The organism is Flavobacterium sp. DG1-102-2, assembly GCF_033042555.1.
Classification (GTDB): Bacteria; Bacteroidota; Bacteroidia; order Flavobacteriales; family Flavobacteriaceae; genus Flavobacterium.
On record NZ_JAWLIK010000001.1, the window covers coordinates 338,359 to 356,028 of the forward strand.

A 17,670-nucleotide genomic window follows, 5' to 3' on the forward strand; every position below is an offset into this window, starting at 1 on the left:
TGCTTACAATCATAAAAATATCAGGACAGTCTTTTTTGAGCTTGTGCAGTTTTCTTACGTAGAGAAGCATATTATGATCGACTACTCCGGATGCAATAATTAATTATTCCTGTAAGCCTAATTTGTTTTTTAGTTTTAAAAACACAAGTGCTGTGAGGTATGCATTACCTGATGCGGTATGCCTTTCGTCTTTTCGTATTTTTAATGCATCGCATACATCTTCAAGAGACGTTTTTGAATCATCGGGTAATCCTTTCCAACGCTGAAAAAGTACATTTGTATCCATAAAAGGATTTTTAATCCTTCCTAAATCCAGCCTTTTAAGAGCCTGATTTATCATCTCTATATCAAGATTTATATTGTGTCCTACAAGTGTAGCATCTTTTACAAAGTTTAAAAATTGTATCATTGCTTCAGCCTCAACAACTTTCTCTTTATTTTCTTTTAGTACACCTTGTAATGCAACGGATTGTGGTGAAAAGCTTTCCTGTTTTATTGTAGTTTCAAAAAAATCTCCGATTTCTATAGCACTCTTAATAACACCGATTGCCCCTATAGAAAGTATGACGTCTTCTTTCCAATCCAGGCCTGAAGTTTCCATATCAAAAACAACATAACGTTTTATTTTGTTATCATCGTCTTTATCGAAAAGTGAAACATAATTTTTCCAGAATTGAGGTACGTTATTTCCTGTTAGCCAGTCAAATGCCATTTTTAGTTTATATAAGTTATTGGGAAACGATTTTTAATAATATCCTGAACTTCGTTTATAGGTTCAAAACAATTTTTAAGTTTTACTTTATCTATTTTCGATAAGTCATTCAAATTTAGATACCTGCCGTTAGAATCATTAATTAATCCTTCTTCAGTCCTAAATCTCATAAGGGTGTTAAAGGCTTCAGCACATTCTTCGTAAAGATCTGCATTTTTTGGTTCAAGTTCGGCAAGCTTTTTAAATCTGTGATAGGTATTTGTAATTTCAAATAAATTATGGCTGAGCGCTAAAACCCTGGCCGCATCAATCAATGGTTCCAGTGCGCGGCTTTTAATGTCAAACGCATCTTTATGCTCACCGTCATTTTCTACCAAAAATTGCCTGAAAAAACCTAACGGTGGTAAATTCCTAAGAGTGTCAGCTGCCATAAAGCCAAAAAATTTCTTATTTTGGTTCATATTGTGCTCAATGTTAGAAAGAAGCATTTCTTCAATTTCTGCGTTGCCGTATATAAAATCAAAATCAAAAAATGTTGTGCTTAGCTCAACACCTTTTTCAGCAGGAGTATTTATCCACGTATTGTACTGTTTTATCCACGCCGACAGTGATTTACACCACAAAGGATTACTTGCCAGCAGGCCGCTTGGCGATGGTTCGTATCCAACTTTTTCAAGAATTTGGTTTACAGCTTCGGCAAGTTCCTGAAAATAGGTTTTAACATCATCATATTGTTCAGTTTCAACGTCTTCAAATACAAGTGCATTATCCTGATCTGTTTTAAGCAATTGTTCTTTACGTCCCTGGCTGCCAATGTTTACCCATGTAAAGCGGGCAGGGGGAGGTATGCCAATTCTTTCTACGGCCAACTCAATCGCGCGGCGGGTAAGTTCTGTATTTATTTCTGAAACTATATTAGATATATGAGAAATAGGAATATTTGTATCTATCGAATTTTGTATGAGATCGGTAAGTTTTTCACGGACGTACTTTAATTCCTTTGCATTACTGGCTCTTCGCGTTTGCTTAAGCAAAATTCCCGGTGTATTAGATTGCGCTGCAATCACATCATGTTCACTAATAATACCGCTTATATGAGATTTGTTAGTACCATCCTGTGTAACACATAAATGACCAACATTGTTTTTAAGCATTACCATTTGCGCTTCTGCCACAGAAATATTTTCAGGTACGGTGATAACAGGGCTGGTCATAATAGTCCTGGCATCTACGTCAATAGAGTATTGCCCTGTAGCTATTTTAATCCGTAGATCCCTGTCTGTAATAATTCCTACAGGCAACTGGTTATCCTGTATAATAACGCTGCCTATAGCACTGTTTGCCATTGTTTTGGCAATAAACCTGAGTATGTCATCAGCATTAGCCGTAATAGGATTTTTAGTATATTTAATAGGCTGATAGTACTGTATATCCGCTACCTGATCGTTAAACAGATGATTCTCAGAAATTAATATTCCCTGACGCTCTTTATCGTGTGGATTACGTGTTTGAGAAGCGAAGCTCTCAAGAAGAAAGTTTAAAACCTGATGATTATTTTGCACATACGGCTGAAAAACAGCAATTGGAACTGCACAAACAATAGATTCTTCGCGCGCTTTAGCCGTCATCAGGTAATCATTCTTTGCAAAGAAAGGTCTCAAACCTAAAATATCTCCCTCATCACACTTGTCTATAAGAGTTTCTTCGGCATCTGAAGTTATTGATAAACCTATGGCTCCGTCTTTTACTATGTAAAAATAAGGATGAGTTGCATCGCCTCCTTTAAATAGCGTTTGATTCTTATCCAGATAAAGTATTTTAGAAGCGTTGGCAATGCCTAGTAAGTCGCCACTTTCCAACGTATTAAAAGGAGGGAAGTGTTTCAAAAAATCGACAATATCTTGAGCAACAATGTTTTTCATAATTGGGAAAATGGAATTTAAAAGTAATGCTTTTTACCGTTTTATAAAAATAAAAAGAGACCGTCAAAATCTTAAAGGTTTGTTAAATTTTAATATGTCGCAAATTGTTATCTATTTTTACGCCATTAAATTTAAACAACCTTAAAAATGAAATTTACAACAAAATTTACAGCTATCATAGCTGCGGTTTTCTTTACAACAATCTCCTTTGCACAGGATAAAAAACCTGCAAGTCCAGCTGCGACTGCAAAAGGAACAATAAATGGTTCAGAAATTACGATTAGCTATAGCAGCCCGTCTGTAAAAGGGAGGGCAATTTGGGGAGAACTGGTTCCTTACAATGAACTATGGCGTGCCGGCGCAAATGCACCTACGACTATTGAAACTACAAAAGCGCTTAAAGTTGAGGGCAAAGATTTACCTGCCGGGAAATATGCTGTATATGTAATCCCTCAAAAAGGTTCTGCGACAGTTATTTTTGGCAGCGATCCAAAAATGAGCGTTTTCAATTATGATAAAGCGAAAGATTTTTTACGTGTTGATGTTAAGACTAAAAAATCTGCTAAAGCAAATGAGAGCCTGTTATATACAGTGGAAAAAAATAATATTATATTAAGCTGGGAAAATTTAGATATTCCGGTTTCAGTAAAATAATTCAAAATTAAATTGACAGAAAGCACGCTGACTTATGGTGAGCGAGCTTTCTTATTATGATTGATATAGAGCCAATATTAGTTTTTCTATTTATTATTTTACATAATATACATTATAAGTCAAAATGGCTATTGGAAAAAGCGGGAAAAGGACCCGCTCAATTTATGTTTTGCTGACTGTTGATTTCTTTACTGTTTTATTGTTTTGGAAATAATATGTGGTAAGTTCTCTTTGCCTTGTATCCAGGCTATATCCATAGCCTACAAGATCATTATCAACTAAATTAAAATGATACTGGCCATTATTGAAATATACAACAATGTTGTTATCTGTATCAATTTTAATAAAATAATTTTCTCCGTTAACTTTGTAAGAATCTAATGTCCCTTTACAATCGTAAATTTCAAACATTTTATCCGGACTTGCTATAAAATTAAAATAGTCGTTTGCTTTTATTTTGTTTACAATCGTTAGAATTTTCTTTGAAATTTCAACCTGCTTTTGAGTTGTCTGAGAATTTACATTTATTGTAACCAGTATCGCAATAAATAAGAATATTTTTTTCATATAGTTTGGGATTTTGACGTATCAAATATAAATCATTTTTACATCTAAACTCCAAAATTGATAACATATATGCATAAAAATATGCTAAAAATGGTGTAAAAAATTATAATTTAAGGTAATTCTTATGTTTTATCATAAAATTAACATAATATCTATTTTTCAAATAACAATCTAAATTATAAATTAAAGGCAGCTTACACATAGCTGCCTTTAATTATTAGAATAACTATTTTTACTTCTTAATTTCGCCAGTGTAAACAAATTTTTCCCCTTGGTATACTGTTGCCTGTACAACACCATCTTTACGTGTTTGCAATGCGTAACCAAAGACTGTATTGTTAGGAAATCTGATAAAATACGTCTGATCTGCAAATGTTGTTGCAGGCTTTTTTATTTTAAACCTGAATTCACCGTCAGCCATAATCTTAAGAGTAAATTTATCTGTTTCGGCAGTCGTGTACTGTAATTCTCCGCCAACATAATGCTCAGTAACAGTTTCAGGGAGTGACGGAAAATCTTTAAAAGTATTTCCTTTTTTAAGGATTGAATACAATTCGAAATTTTTAATAGATAATGGTACCGATTTGTCCTGTGCACTCATTGTAAATCCAAATGCGATCGTTAACAGGAAGCAGATAAATAATTTTTTCATTTTAATTTTATTCTGGATTAATATTAGGTTGTAAATATAACAAGTTTTAATAATTCATTGTTTGCTATTTTAGTTTAAATGTGGTAGCTACCTTGCGTTATTGTTAATGTGTAATAAAATACCCTAACATCTGTAATTTAATAAATACGCAACCGTTATCTTTGTAGTACCAACAATAAATAAAAATGTCTGATAGAATAAAAATTATTTCAACCAATTTATTATCTGATAATTGGGGTGTGCTTAATAAAGTTAAATACGATTATCAACTTAATGACGGCAGCTGGCAGACTTCTGAACGTGAAGTTTACGACCGTGGTAACGGTGCTGTAATACTTCTATATAATAAGCAGAAGCAAACAGTAATACTTACGCGTCAGTTTAGGCTTCCTACGTGGTTTAACGGAAATACTGAAGGACTAATGATTGAGGCATGCGCCGGCGTACTGGATGAAAATGACGCGGAAACGTGTATAAGGCGTGAAACCGAAGAAGAAACAGGTTACACACTCTCTGATGTTAAAAAGATTATGGAGGTATACATGTCACCCGGCTCTGTGACAGAAATAATTCATTTTTTTATTGGGGCTTATTCTGAAGAGATGAAAACCGGAGATGGCGGCGGACTTGATAAGGAACACGAAAATATAGAAGTTCTTGAACTTTCGTTTAACGATGCCTACGATAAGATTGCGTTAGGAATTATTAAAGACGCAAAAACGATAATGCTGCTTCAGTATGCAAAAATCAATAGCTTATTTTAGCAAATAAATCCCGGATAAAATGTTTTATCCGGGATTTTATCTTCTTGTTAGTTTAACAGTATTTTGCGGTTTATAGTGTAGGGAATTGCTTATTTTTAAGTTTTAAAACTTACATTATGGATATTACATTTAATACCAATCCCAAATTAAACATACTCATTCCTGTTTTTTATTTGGCATGGCAGGATGATACGCTTTCAAAAAATGAATTTAATGCACTTAATGCTTTTATAAAAAATCAGAACTGGTTTACAAAAGCAGAAAAAGATTTTTTAAAATCTAAAATTGACTACGCTTCTCCCCCTACTCGCTCTGAGCTGTTTCACTGGAAAGAGAAAATAGATAAAGCGCTTGATTCCGGTAAAAATTCAACTAATCTTACCGAATTAGGAATTCTTATGGCTAATGCTGAGAGACCCGCTCTCAATGAAGATGATATAAAGAAAATTGGAGTTTCATTTGCAGAAATGGAATCCGATCTTGGTATCATGAGCCGTGAAGTAATTTCGGGTTTGAGGAAGCAAAGGGACACAATTACTGACAAATATAAAACGGTTGAAAGTTTTGATGTAAAGAAACTTACTGCCTTTCTAGATGGTACTCAAAGTGCAGTAATCAATAAAGTTAAAGCTCTTATTTCCTCTCAGGAATTTGCATTGAATATTCCTACAGACACAATGGAATACAGGGAAAAAGTATTGGATTGGAGTAAAATATTAGCTCAACATGGGCTTGGCTCATACGCTTATCCAAAAGAGCATGGTGGTAAAGGTGATATTGAAGGATATTTTTCTATAATGGAAACGCTTAGCTATCATGATTTAAGTTTAGTGATAAAGTTTGGAGTGCAGTTTGGTCTTTGGGGAATGAGTATTTTATCACTTGGGACTGAAAAACATTACAAAAAATACCTCAAAGATATTGCTTCCTTAAAATTACCAGGGGGATTCGCAATGACCGAAACACACCATGGCTCTAACGTTAAAGGTGCGCGAACTACAGCAATATATAATCACAAGAACAGGACATTTACCATTAATACTCCTGAGAAATATGATCGAAAAGAATATATAGGCAATACGGCAAACCATGGCGAAATGGTTACGGTATTTGCAAAGCTTGTAATAGACGATAAAGATTATGGCGTAAACGCTTTTGTCGTGCCTATTCGCGATTCTGATAAGAACACGCTTCAGGGAGTTACAATAGAAGACTGCGGCCACAAAATGGGTCTTAATGGCGTAGATAACGGAATCCTGACCTTTAAAAATGTTGTAATTCCTTATGAAAATATGCTTGACCGTTTTGCCCGGGTAAATGAAAATGGAGAATTTGAAAGCCCTATTCCTAGTGATAACAGGCGATTCTTCACTATGCTTGGCACACTGGTGGGGGGACGAATTGGGATACCAAGATCGGCACTTGCTGCCGCTAAAACAGGTTTAACAACAGCTATAAAATATGGAGATAAGCGAAGACAATTTGGACCTGAAGGTGGTCAGGAAGTACCAATTCTTAATTACAGGATGCATCAGCTAAGGCTTATGCCTTATTTAGCAAATGCCTATGCGATACATTTCGGCTTGCAGTATCTTACAAAACGTTTTGTAAACCGTACCGAAGACGAGATGCAGGAAATTGAAGCGCTCGCGGCGGGAATGAAATCATATTCTACCTGGAATACAAGGGATACTCTTCAGGAATGTCGTGAAGCCTGTGGCGGTAAAGGATATTTAAGTGAAAACCGTATAGACGACCTGAAGAACGATACAGAGATATACACCACATTCGAAGGTGACAATACAGTATTGATGCAACTGACCGCTAAAAATCGCCTGGGAGAATTCAGGAAACAGTTTGGCGAAATGAATGTCTCTACTATTTTTAGTTATGTTGTAGATAAGGCAAAGACCTCAATCACCGAAAAAAATCCTATTGCCACACGAAATACAGATGACAGCCATTTAAAAGATAAAACTTTTCAATTACAAGCATTTCACTATCGGGAAAAAGAAATTGTGAGTTCTGCTGCAAGACGTTTCAAGAGATTAATTGATGATGGTCTCGAGGCTTTTGATGCTGTAAACGTTATGCATCCACATATGATACAAATTGCTGACAGCTTTCTTGACAGGGTCTTCCTGGAGCAGTTTCAGGCACAATTAGAATTGGTTACAGATGAGGGTTTAAAAGAAGTTTTGGAGAGGCTTTATAATTTATTTGCTCTTAATAAGCTGGAACAGCATAAGGCCTGGTATCTTGAGCAAGGATATATGGAGGGCATAAAAACAAAAGCGATACGCAAAATGGTAAGCCAGCTGTGCTGGGAAATCCGTCAGGATGCTGTACCGCTAGTAGATGCGTTTAATATTCCTGACAGCTGCCTTGGTGCAATTGTTACTAATAAAGCCGCTGAAGCATAAAAAAATAAAATTATTATCTAAAAGGCGAATACTGTGCAGTATTCGCCTTTTTTATTTGGTTTTCAGAACCATACAATAAAATTATTGTGAAAAGAGTACTAAATAGCTATGCTTTATTTTTTATTCTTTCTAACTTGAGTTTATTAACTCTCAAGGATATAAACATGAAAGCATTATGGAAAGGCAGTATCAGTTTCGGACTGGTACATATCCCAATAAAATTATATAGCGGCACGCAAACCCACAGAATAGCCCTTGATATGGTGAGGCAAAAAGATAAATGTGCCATACAGTATGTCCGTGTTTGTAAAAAAGATGGCAAAGAAGTACCATGGGAAGATATTGCCAAAGGCTACCGTAAAGAAAATGGCGACTATGTAATACTTGACAAAAGTGATTTTGAAAAGGTGTTACCTGAAAAGACACAGTCACTGGATATATTCGAGTTTATTAGAGAAGAAGAGATTCCATCTAAATATTTAGAAAAGCCCTACATAACAGAACCGGCAAAAGAAGCCAAGAAAGTATATGCTTTATTAAGGGAAGCGCTAAGAAAATCAGGCAAAGTAGGTTTGTGTAAGTTTGTTATGAGGACAACCGAGCATCTTGGCATCTTAAAAGTTGAGGAAGATGCTATCCTGCTCATCCAGATACGCTTTGAAGATGAGCTTCGCGATCCTGACGAAGCAGGATTAATCCCTAAAGACATTAAGATAGCTAAAAAAGAACTTGATATGGCTATGAGTATCATAGATCAGCTTACTGATACTTTTGATCCAAAAAAGTACAAAGACACTTACAAGGCAGAATTGATCAAAATGATCAAGAAGAAAGCAACCGCAAAGTCCGGACCTAAAGAGCCTGCTCCGCGAAGACGCAAAAAGACGCCTGAAGCTAAAGATGATTTGCTGGAGCAGCTTAAAGCAAGCCTTGCTGCCATTAAAAATTAATTATTATGAAACTATCTGAATATAATAAAAAGAGGGATTTTAAAAAGACTGCTGAACCTAAAGGTAAAGTAAAGAAGTCTGGTAAGGAGCTTCGATTTGTTGTTCAGAAACATGATGCTTCTCGCCTGCATTATGATTGGCGTTTAGAAATTGACGGCGTGCTTGTAAGCTGGGCGGTGCCAAAAGGACCGAGTACTGACTCATCAGTCAAACGCCTTGCTATGCAAGTAGAAGATCATCCGATGGACTACATTGATTTTGAAGGTACTATCCCAAAAGGTCAATATGGTGGCGGAACAGTTATGGTTTGGGATACAGGAACTTATTTAGCAGAGGGATCTGACGATGTTGCCGAAAGCGAAAAGATGCTTCGTAAAATGCACGATGAGGGCAATATTAAAGTTACTATGAATGGTAAGAAGCTTAAAGGGGCTTATCATTTAGTGCGAATGAGCGGTAAGCAGGATGAATGGCTGCTGTTGAAAGGAAAAGATGAATATGCCGATAAAAAGGACTACAATCAGCATTCGGTACTAACCGGACGCACTCTTGATGAAATCGAAAACGATAAAAAATCTGACACCTGGCAAAGTAATAAGCCGGCAAAACAATCTGATGATGGGGACGAGAATAATATCTTAAATAAACAAGAAACCAATAAAGTGGGTGAGTCAGTTAAGGAATCTGCCACTTTTACTGCTGAAGATGTAGCCGACGCAAAGGTTTGTAAAACATTTCCAAAAGAATGGAGGCCGCAACTTGCAACGCTGGCAGATGAGATATTTGACAGCGATGAATGGATGTTTGAAAACAAATATGATGGCTACCGCGCAATGATTCAAATATATAAACAAAAAGTTGAGTTAGTGTCTCGTAATGGATTATCGTTCAATGATAAATATAAATTATTAGTGGATACTTTTAGTGTTTTAAAAGATGACCTGATTCTTGATGGTGAGATTGTAATTGAAGATAAAAAAGGTAAAACTAATTTTCAATGGCTGCAGCATTATCAGGACAATCCGGATAAAGGAAATCTTAAATGTTACGTTTTTGATATTCTTTATTTTAACGGTTATGACTTAACATCGTTAGAACTACTCCAGCGGAAAAGAATACTGGAGGCAATTTTGCCACAAACAGATCAAATAATCTATTCAAAACATATAATCGGCAAGGGAACAAAAGCATTAGCTAAGGCCGAAAAAAATGGTGGTGAAGGGCTGATAGCAAAGAAAATCACATCTACTTATCATATCAATAAACGATCTAAAGAGTGGCTTAAAATAAAAGTGACTAAAGAACAGGAGATGGTCATTGGTGGCTACACAGAGCCTAAGGGATCACGCACCGGCTTTGGTTCTCTTATACTTGGTTATTATGAAAATGGGAAATTTATTTATTCCGGGAAAGTAGGTACCGGCTTCAACGAGGAATTGCTTAATGAGATGTATATTAAACTTAAAAAGCTGGAACGTAAAACATCGCCTTTTGAAGTGAAGCCAAAAGAACCAAAGGTGCACTGGGTAGAACCTGAACTCATAGCCCAGATAAAATATTCTGAATGGACCGAGACAGGAAGCCTAAGGCATCCTGTATTCATTGCTCTTCGGACAGATAAAAAACCAGCGGATGTAACACGAGAAAAGCCTGAAGCGATTACAGATATTGTTCCCGAAGAAAATCCTAAAAAAGATGTGGATACAAAAAACGATAAGAAAGTGGATAAAGACTTGAAATTGACCGCAGATTTTGATACTGAAAAGGTTGAAATTACAAATCCTGACAAAGTCTTTTGGCCGGAGGAAGGCTACACAAAAGGAGATGTAATAGACTACTATAATTTAATGGCCGATTACCTCTTACCCTATGTAAAAGACAGGCCGCAATCTCTTCGCCGTAATCCCGATGGTATAAAGAATGAAGGCTTCTTTCAGAAAGACATGGCAGGCAAAGCACCATCATGGGCAAAGACAAGAAAAATTAAATCATCGTCTAAAGGAGAAAGTATTGAATACCTTATGTGCAACGATAAAGAAACATTGCTATATATGGCTAATCTTGGCTGTATTGAGATAAATCCGTGGAGCAGCCGTGTGGGTAACATCAATAATCCCGATTACATTATTTTTGACCTTGATCCTAACAAAGCATCCATAAAAGATCTGGTGACTACCGCCAAAAAAGTAAAAGAGATTTTAGACAGCCTAAATATAAAAGGTTACCTAAAAACCTCCGGTGGCAAAGGACTGCACGTATTCATCCCGATTCTTCCAAAATACACCTACGACCAGACTAGGAATTTCTCACATATTATAAGTGAAGCTGTACACAAAGCACTTCCAAAAATAACAAGTTTGGAAAGGATGCCTAAAAACCGTATAGGTAAAATATATCTAGACTTTCTCCAAAATGGTAAAGGTAAAACAATGGCCTGCGCCTACTCTCTTCGTCCGCGTGAAGGAGCAACAGCCAGCACACCATTGGAATGGGAAGAACTAACGGACAAATTTAGCCTAAAAGACTATAACATAAAAACACTGCCGCAAAGAGTAAAAGAAAAAGGAGATTTATGGGAGAATTTCTTCGACGACGCTATAGACCTAAAAGATGTCCTGGATAAATTAAGCGAATAAATCGATTTTTAATTTTTTATATTGTGAAATGTAAGATATTAGAAAGGCTGCCTCATTAATCAGACAGCCTTTCTAATATTATTTAACTTCTTTGATACCTTTGATAAAGAGCCACTTCATATAAATTGTGTCACCTCCCGCTTGCCTTGCATGCTGAAATTTAGGAGCCAGCAATGTTGTAGCAACTGCCGAAATTAGCGGAAGCCATAAGCCTCTTGCCTGTGTAAATGTAAATAACAAAAAATAGCTCAGGCAGTAAAAGAAAACAAATCCCAGAAGATTATATATAAAGGCTTTATTTTGCTTTGGTATTTTCATATTCTTTATTCTGTTTCGTTAGTGTCTTTTTGAAATTTAGTTCGCTTGCTGCCTTCATACATTTCATATTTTACAAAACGTGTTTCAAGCTTACCATTAAAGAGCTTAATTTTTCTCGAAGGCTTAAGGCCTACATATTTAAGTGCCTCAAGATTTGCGGTGATAAACCATGCATTGGTACCGGGATAGCTTTGTTTTAGCGTGTCGCCAATTTCCCTGTAAAAACGCTCCATTTCTATATCAAGCCTTTCGCCATAGGGCGGATTGAATACCATATGCAGCGGCCCTCTTGTTTCTTTTTCTGATGTAAAGAAGTCCTGCTGGCGAATTGTAACATAATCATCAAGGTTGGCATTCTGGATATTATCCTTAGCCTTCATAACTGCCGAAGGCGCTTTATCGTATCCTGTAATCGTATAATGAAACTCTTTTACCTTTTTCATTAATGAATCAACAATCATATCAAAAAGATCATTATCCCAGTCATTCCACTTTTCAAAAGCAAATTCCTTACGGTTAATGTTTGCAGGAATATTGCATGCAATCATTGCTGCTTCGGCCAATATTGTACCTGAACCACACATAGGATCCATAAAATCGCCCTGGCCATCCCACCCCGAAAGCAATAGCATTCCTGCTGCAAGCACTTCATTTATAGGGGCTATATTAGTAGCAGTCTTATAACCACGCTGGTGTAATGAATTACCCGAAGTATCCAGCGCAACAGAACACTGGTCGTCGTGGATATGAAGATTGATCCTTAGATCAGGAAAATCTTTATCAATACTTGGCCTTTTGCCGTAACGGTCCCTAAATTGGTCAACTACAGCATCTTTAGCTTTAAGCGCTACAAACTGCGAGTGATTAAAATGATCTGAATGCAATGTAACATCTATAACAAACGATTGATTTGCATTTAAATATTTGGACCAGTCTATGCCTTGTATACCTTTATAAAGGCTCAATTCGTTATATGCCCTGAAGTAATAAATAGGCTTAAGTATCTTAAGTGCAGTTCGTAACGATAGGTTAGCCTTATACATAAAGCCTTTATCGCCTTTAAAGCTTACCATACGCACACCCTGCTCTACTTCCTGAGCTCCTAAAACCTGCAGTTCTCTGGCAAGTATTTCTTCAAAACCAAAAAAGGTTTTGGCAATCATTTTAAAATTATTTTCCATGTAGCTGAATCGAATTCTTGGCAAAAATAAACTAATTTTGCCGGTACACTCAATGAATATGCAAAAAGAAACGAATAACTGGTTTGCGTCCTGGTTTGACACTCCTTATTATCATATATTATATAAGGATAGAGACTACGAAGAGGCACAACTTTTCATGGATAACATAACCGAATACCTTAATCTGCCTGAAGAAGCAAAAATACTGGATCTCGCCTGTGGCAAAGGCCGTCATTCCATTTACCTTAATAAATTAGGGTATGATGTAACGGGCGCCGATCTGTCTGAAAATAGTATAAAAATTGCTTCAGAACATACTAACGACACGCTGCATTTTAAAGTACATGATATGCGTGTTCCTTTTGAAGAAAAATATGACGCAATATTTAATCTTTTTACAAGCTTTGGCTATTTTGAGAACGACAGCGATAATGTGGTTACCCTAAAAGCCATTTGCGAAAGCTTAACAGAATATGGCTTTGGTGTAATTGATTTCATGAATGTAAACCAAGTCATTAAAAACCTGATTCCTGAAGAAACAAAAACTGTTGACGGGATTGATTTTTACATTAAGCGTTACGTTTTAGATAATCATATTTATAAGGAAATAGATTTTGAAGACAAAGGTGAAAAATTTCATTATACTGAAAAAGTTCAGGCGCTAACGCTGCAAGATTTTGAAGCAATGATGGAAGAAGCCGGAATATATCTTCTAGACACTTTTGGAGATTACAAACTAAGGAAATTTTTTAAAAACGAGTCAGAGCGTTTAATAATGATTTTTAAGTAACATGATATACATATTACCCCTGCTATCGGTTATAATAGGTTATATTTTAGCCTTAATTTTAAAACCGAGCAACAAGAAAGGTCTTAAACTGCTGCTTTCATTTAGCGGTGCTTTTCTCTTAGCACTTACAGTTTTACATTTATTGCCTGAAGTTTATGAAAGTGCAGCTCATGCACACGAGGGACACGACCATGAGCATTCTCACGGTAATCCTGTAGGGATTTTTATTATGGTTGGAATTGTTTTCCAGATCATACTGGAATACTTTTCTAAAGGAGCAGAACATGGCCATGTACATGTTCACGGTGATGAGCATTTGCATAAAATGCCATGGCTGCTATTCGTAAGTCTTTGTATACACGCATTGCTTGAAGGCATGCCGGTAAGCCATCACGCTGATCTGGCCTGGGGAATTGCTGTACACCACTTCCCTATTGCCATTATCCTTACCGCATTCTTTATCAATTCAGGCTTAAACAAAACGGCAATTATGCTTTTCATGCTCGCTTTTGCCGTAATGACACCGCTTGGAACATTAATATCAGGGCAACTTGAATTCATAAGCCATTACTATACCGAAATTTCTGCTATAGTAGTGGGTATACTTTTCCATATTTCATCTACAATTATCTTTGAAAGCAGCGAAGGTCACAAATTCAATCTTGCAAAACTTTTGGTTATAATTTTAGGGGTTATACTGGCCTATTTTCTTAATCTTACATAAAGTCATTCATTATGTCTTTTACAAAAACCACAGAACAGAGTTCCAAATACAATCATCTTGAGATAATGCCGGTGGCAGAACTGCTTCATAATATTAATAATGAAGACAAGGCAGTTCCGCTGGCGATAGAAAAAGCACTGCCGCAAATTGAAAAACTCGTTGACAAAACTGTTTTAAAGCTAAAAGAAGGTGGCCGTTTATTTTATATCGGCGCAGGTACAAGCGGAAGGCTCGGTATTGTTGATGCTTCAGAATGCCCTCCAACTTTTGGTGTTCCCTTTGATCTTGTAATAGGAATTATTGCCGGTGGCGATACCGCTATAAGAAGAGCTGTAGAGTTTGCAGAAGACGATAAAGAACAAGCATGGAAAGATCTTTCAGCCTATCATATAAACAGCAATGATGTTGTTGTAGGTATTGCTGCCTCAGGGACTACTCCTTATGTAATAGGCGGACTTGAAAAGTGTAACGAGAATAATATTGCTACAGGTTGTATAACCTGCAATAGCGGCAGCCCGCTCTCAGCTGTTGCGCAATTCCCTATTGAAGTTGTTGTAGGCCCCGAATTTGTTACCGGCAGTTCAAGGATGAAAGCAGGTACAGCACAGAAACTGGTGCTGAACATGATTTCTACTGCAACAATGATACAGCTAGGCCATGTTAAGGGCAACAAAATGGTAGATATGCAGCTCAGTAACGAAAAGCTTGTTGACCGTGGCGTAAAAATGATAATGGATGAGATTAAAGTTTCTTATGAAGAAGCTTCGGCGTTACTCGATGCTCACAAAAACGTAAGAAAAGCAATAGAAGCGTATGGGAACAAATAAAGAAGTCTTGATGCGAGGTATACGCTACCTTACAGGAGCTCTTCCTCTATTTTTTATAGGCCCCGTAGTTATACACAGCTCATTTGTAAATAAGAACAATGTTCTTTTTATTCCGGTATTGATATTTGGAGCCCTCCTTTGTCTCTTCGGGATGTGGCTTATGTTCCTAGGAATACGCACTATTATGAAAAGCATGTTTGATAAATAATATGGATTTAGCCGAAGACTACATAAGAAGCATTAAAAGACAGTTCCTGTATTATAAAACGCTGGCCGAAAAAGCAATGGAACAGCTTACTCCCGAACAGTTATTTTGCTCTGCTGATGAGGATACTAACAGCATTGCCGTAATTGTTAAGCATCTTAATGGCAATATGTTGTCACGCTGGACTGATTTTCTTACCACAGATGGAGAAAAAGAATGGCGCAACCGTGACAATGAATTTGATAATCCTTACACTGATAAGGAAACATTGCTGGCTAATTGGGAAGAAGGATGGTCTTGCCTTTTTACTGCTATAGAAAATCTGAATGCAGAAAACCTAACTGAAATTATCTACATAAGAAATGAAGGCCACACAGTTTTAGAGGCTATAAACAGGCAGCTGGCGCATTATCCGTACCATGTAGGCCAGATTGTTTTCTACGCAAAACAACTAAAATCAGGCAAATGGAATAGTCTTTCGATACCGAAAAATAAATCAAACCAATACAACAGCGGGAAATTTTCTGAAGAAAAAGGGAAGCGAAATTTCATAGACGCTGAATTAAACAAACTGAATAATCCTGACAACCAATGAAAAAACTACTATTTATTCCATTAATCGTTTTGCTCGCATCTTGTTACAATCAGGAACGCAATTGTAAAGATTTTAAAACCGGAAAATTCAGTTTTGAATATGAAATTGACGGCAAAAAGAAAATTACCCACTTTGAGCGTACCGAAAATTTAGAGATAGAAACCTTTGAGGGCAAAACAGATTCCTCGTCTGTACGGTGGGTTAATGACTGCGAATACATTCTACAGAAACTGCATCCAAAAAATATGCAGGAACAAAAAGCTGTACAAATGAAGATACTAACAACAAAAGAAAACTCATATACTTTTGAATTTTCAATAGTTGGAGATGCTAATAAACAAAAAGGAACGGTAACGAAGCTATAATATCAGGAACCTCTGTATTAATTAAGATTAATGTACTTAGCATTCTTTCTAGGTTTCCTTGCGATTTTATGATATGGCATATTAATGATAATACCGGTAATACATATCAATACAAGAATAAACTGGATGCAAAAATAGATGATATCTTCTATGCCATTAAAGTTTGGAAAATCTATAATCAAATAAAGTATTGAAAAAATAGACGCTACGACCGAAGTAATTAAAGCAAAACATTTTCATAATCCTGTAATTTATTGGTTAAACAATACAGCTAACAAATTAGAAAGGACTATTTATACATAGAACTTTCAGGTCTTAACTATTTTCATATATGTAAAGTGTGTAATTATTGCTGATATAAATTTTATCGGCTGAATAAATGTACAAAAAAATCTTAAATTAATCTTAACGAATTTTAAAATACCGTTAATTAGATGTAATATTTTAGTTAATATCTGCGTTAAGACATATAATTAATTGCAGAATTTGTTAAAAACAATTAATTTATATAGTTCATTTTATTTTAAGTAGTTAAAATTTAACTATTTAACATTATTTTGGATATAAACAATTTTACAAATCTGAACTTTGCAACCAACAAACCAAATATAAAGAAGTGATGAAATGGAGAAATTTAAAACAAAGAGCTAAGCAGACCATCAGTAACGCAATGAGAAGCTATAGACAAAGAAGACTTAGAAGATATTTTATGTCGTAACAACAATTAGTTTAAAAAAGATTTTGCCGCTGGTTATTTATTGATCAGCGGCAAAATTTTTTTTGTCCACTCTTCAAGTTTTTCACTAAATGATTTTGTAGCGTTTGCACCGCTAGGTGACGGAAGTACATCATAAAATATATCTTGTCTCCTTCCTACATACTTATCATAGTACGCTGCAGCATTTTTGCTGGAAAATAATACATTTCTCAATTGCGGGTGCTCTTTATAAAACGCATCAAAATCATTTACTACTTCATTCTTTATTTTGCTGTCAAGACTTCCCTCCCGCTCACAGGATGCCAGCACATCCCAGACAGCTAGCTTATGTCTCTGTAAAAATTTTCTTTTCAAATCGTAATCGTGAGTAATCTCTTCTTGGAAAATTGCATATAATAATCTCCAGAACTGGTTTCCCCTGTTACCATAGTACTCCTGTAAATCTAATGATTTTTCGCCCGGCATGGTACCGAGTATAAGAATTTTAGAATCTGCATTTACAAATGGAGGGAAAGCATTTTTCATTAAAATGTAAATCTATTGTATGATTTTATAATTGTAAGGGACTATTTTAAGCATTCTGTAACACAGCAAGTTAAAGTATTGTTACAGTAGTATATTTTGTGATATCGTTAGCAATATACTGATAAGCAGTAAACTAATTTTG

18 protein-coding genes are annotated in these 17,670 nt (G+C 35.9%); 11 read left to right on the top strand and 7 right to left on the bottom strand.

From position 1 onward, the window contains the following. Positions 1 to 103: 103 nt before the first annotated feature. Entirely contained in the window at positions 104 to 712 is a 609-nt protein-coding gene (locus R1T16_RS01410; protein ID WP_317499270.1) for a 3'-5' exonuclease, read from the bottom strand. Positions 713 to 714: 2 nt separating this feature from the next. After that, positions 715 to 2,634 (bottom strand): DUF294 nucleotidyltransferase-like domain-containing protein, encoded by a 1,920-nt coding sequence (locus R1T16_RS01415; protein ID WP_317499271.1) that lies wholly within the window; start codon positions 2,632 to 2,634, stop codon positions 715 to 717. Between the two features lie 147 nt (positions 2,635 to 2,781). Between R1T16_RS01415 and R1T16_RS01420 the strand changes: the two genes are divergently transcribed. Then, positions 2,782 to 3,288, top strand: coding sequence for a DUF2911 domain-containing protein (locus R1T16_RS01420; RefSeq protein WP_317499272.1), 507 nt, complete (start codon positions 2,782 to 2,784; stop codon positions 3,286 to 3,288). A 162-nt stretch (positions 3,289 to 3,450) separates the two neighbouring features. On the opposite strand, the gene R1T16_RS01425 is transcribed toward R1T16_RS01420, so the two are convergent. Beyond that, a complete protein-coding gene (locus tag R1T16_RS01425) occupies positions 3,451 to 3,855 on the bottom strand; it encodes a hypothetical protein (RefSeq protein WP_317499273.1) in 405 nt (134 codons plus the stop codon). A 232-nt stretch (positions 3,856 to 4,087) separates the two neighbouring features. Next, a complete protein-coding gene (locus R1T16_RS01430) occupies positions 4,088 to 4,507 on the bottom strand; it encodes a hypothetical protein (RefSeq protein WP_317499274.1) in 420 nt (139 codons plus the stop codon). Positions 4,508 to 4,692: 185 nt separating this feature from the next. On the opposite strand from R1T16_RS01430, the gene nudK reads away from it, so the two are divergent. The 4 genes from nudK to ligD all read left to right on the top strand — a co-directional run bounded on the left by nudK (position 4,693) and on the right by ligD (position 11,280). After that, positions 4,693 to 5,271, top strand: coding sequence for a GDP-mannose pyrophosphatase NudK (gene nudK / locus R1T16_RS01435; protein WP_317499275.1), 579 nt, complete (start codon positions 4,693 to 4,695; stop codon positions 5,269 to 5,271). A gap of 116 nt (positions 5,272 to 5,387) precedes the next feature. After that, positions 5,388 to 7,694 carry an acyl-CoA dehydrogenase gene (locus R1T16_RS01440; RefSeq protein WP_317499276.1) on the top strand — a complete coding sequence of 769 codons (2,307 nt, stop codon included), beginning with the start codon at positions 5,388 to 5,390 and terminating at the stop codon, positions 7,692 to 7,694. Positions 7,695 to 7,858: 164 nt separating this feature from the next. After that, positions 7,859 to 8,644 carry a Ku protein gene (locus tag R1T16_RS01445; protein WP_317499277.1) on the top strand — a complete coding sequence of 262 codons (786 nt, stop codon included), beginning with the start codon at positions 7,859 to 7,861 and terminating at the stop codon, positions 8,642 to 8,644. Between the two features lie 5 nt (positions 8,645 to 8,649). Further along, positions 8,650 to 11,280 (top strand): DNA ligase D, encoded by a 2,631-nt coding sequence (gene ligD, locus R1T16_RS01450; RefSeq protein ID WP_317499278.1) that lies wholly within the window; start codon positions 8,650 to 8,652, stop codon positions 11,278 to 11,280. Between the two features lie 78 nt (positions 11,281 to 11,358). Here the strand turns inward: ligD and R1T16_RS01455 are convergent, their stop codons facing one another. Both R1T16_RS01455 and R1T16_RS01460 read right to left on the bottom strand, forming a co-directional pair. Beyond that, entirely contained in the window at positions 11,359 to 11,598 is a 240-nt protein-coding gene (locus tag R1T16_RS01455) for a hypothetical protein (protein ID WP_317499279.1), read from the bottom strand. A 5-nt stretch (positions 11,599 to 11,603) separates the two neighbouring features. Beyond that, the gene (locus R1T16_RS01460; protein WP_317499280.1) at positions 11,604 to 12,779 is read right to left on the bottom strand and encodes a class I SAM-dependent RNA methyltransferase; all 1,176 of its coding nucleotides are present in this window, start codon (positions 12,777 to 12,779) and stop codon (positions 11,604 to 11,606) included. Positions 12,780 to 12,837: 58 nt separating this feature from the next. Here R1T16_RS01460 and R1T16_RS01465 point away from each other — a divergent pair, with 58 nt between their 5' ends. From R1T16_RS01465 to R1T16_RS01490, 6 genes are read left to right on the top strand one after another with little or no spacing between them, the layout of a single operon-like run. Beyond that, positions 12,838 to 13,569: a class I SAM-dependent methyltransferase gene (locus tag R1T16_RS01465; protein ID WP_317499281.1), complete on the top strand. Its 732-nt coding sequence runs from the start codon at positions 12,838 to 12,840 to the stop codon at positions 13,567 to 13,569. A 1-nt stretch (position 13,570) separates the two neighbouring features. Beyond that, entirely contained in the window at positions 13,571 to 14,293 is a 723-nt protein-coding gene (locus R1T16_RS01470) for a ZIP family metal transporter (RefSeq protein WP_317499282.1), read from the top strand. An 11-nt stretch (positions 14,294 to 14,304) separates the two neighbouring features. After that, on the top strand, positions 14,305 to 15,120 hold the full coding sequence (gene murQ, locus R1T16_RS01475) for an N-acetylmuramic acid 6-phosphate etherase (protein WP_317499283.1): 816 nt from the start codon (positions 14,305 to 14,307) through the stop codon (positions 15,118 to 15,120). 10 nt (positions 15,121 to 15,130) lie between these two features. Beyond that, a complete protein-coding gene (locus tag R1T16_RS01480) occupies positions 15,131 to 15,328 on the top strand; it encodes a DUF6095 family protein (RefSeq protein WP_317499658.1) in 198 nt (65 codons plus the stop codon). A gap of 1 nt (position 15,329) precedes the next feature. Continuing rightward, positions 15,330 to 15,920 (top strand): DUF1572 family protein, encoded by a 591-nt coding sequence (locus R1T16_RS01485; RefSeq protein ID WP_317499284.1) that lies wholly within the window; start codon positions 15,330 to 15,332, stop codon positions 15,918 to 15,920. Continuing rightward, on the top strand, positions 15,917 to 16,285 hold the full coding sequence (locus R1T16_RS01490; RefSeq protein WP_317499285.1) for a DNA topoisomerase IV: 369 nt from the start codon (positions 15,917 to 15,919) through the stop codon (positions 16,283 to 16,285). Before R1T16_RS01485 ends, R1T16_RS01490 begins: the two co-directional genes overlap by 4 nt. Positions 16,286 to 17,036: 751 nt before the next feature. Here the strand turns inward: R1T16_RS01490 and R1T16_RS01495 are convergent. Then, positions 17,037 to 17,528, bottom strand: coding sequence for a DNA-deoxyinosine glycosylase (locus R1T16_RS01495; protein WP_317499286.1), 492 nt, complete (start codon positions 17,526 to 17,528; stop codon positions 17,037 to 17,039). Between the last annotated feature and the right edge of the window lie 142 nt (positions 17,529 to 17,670).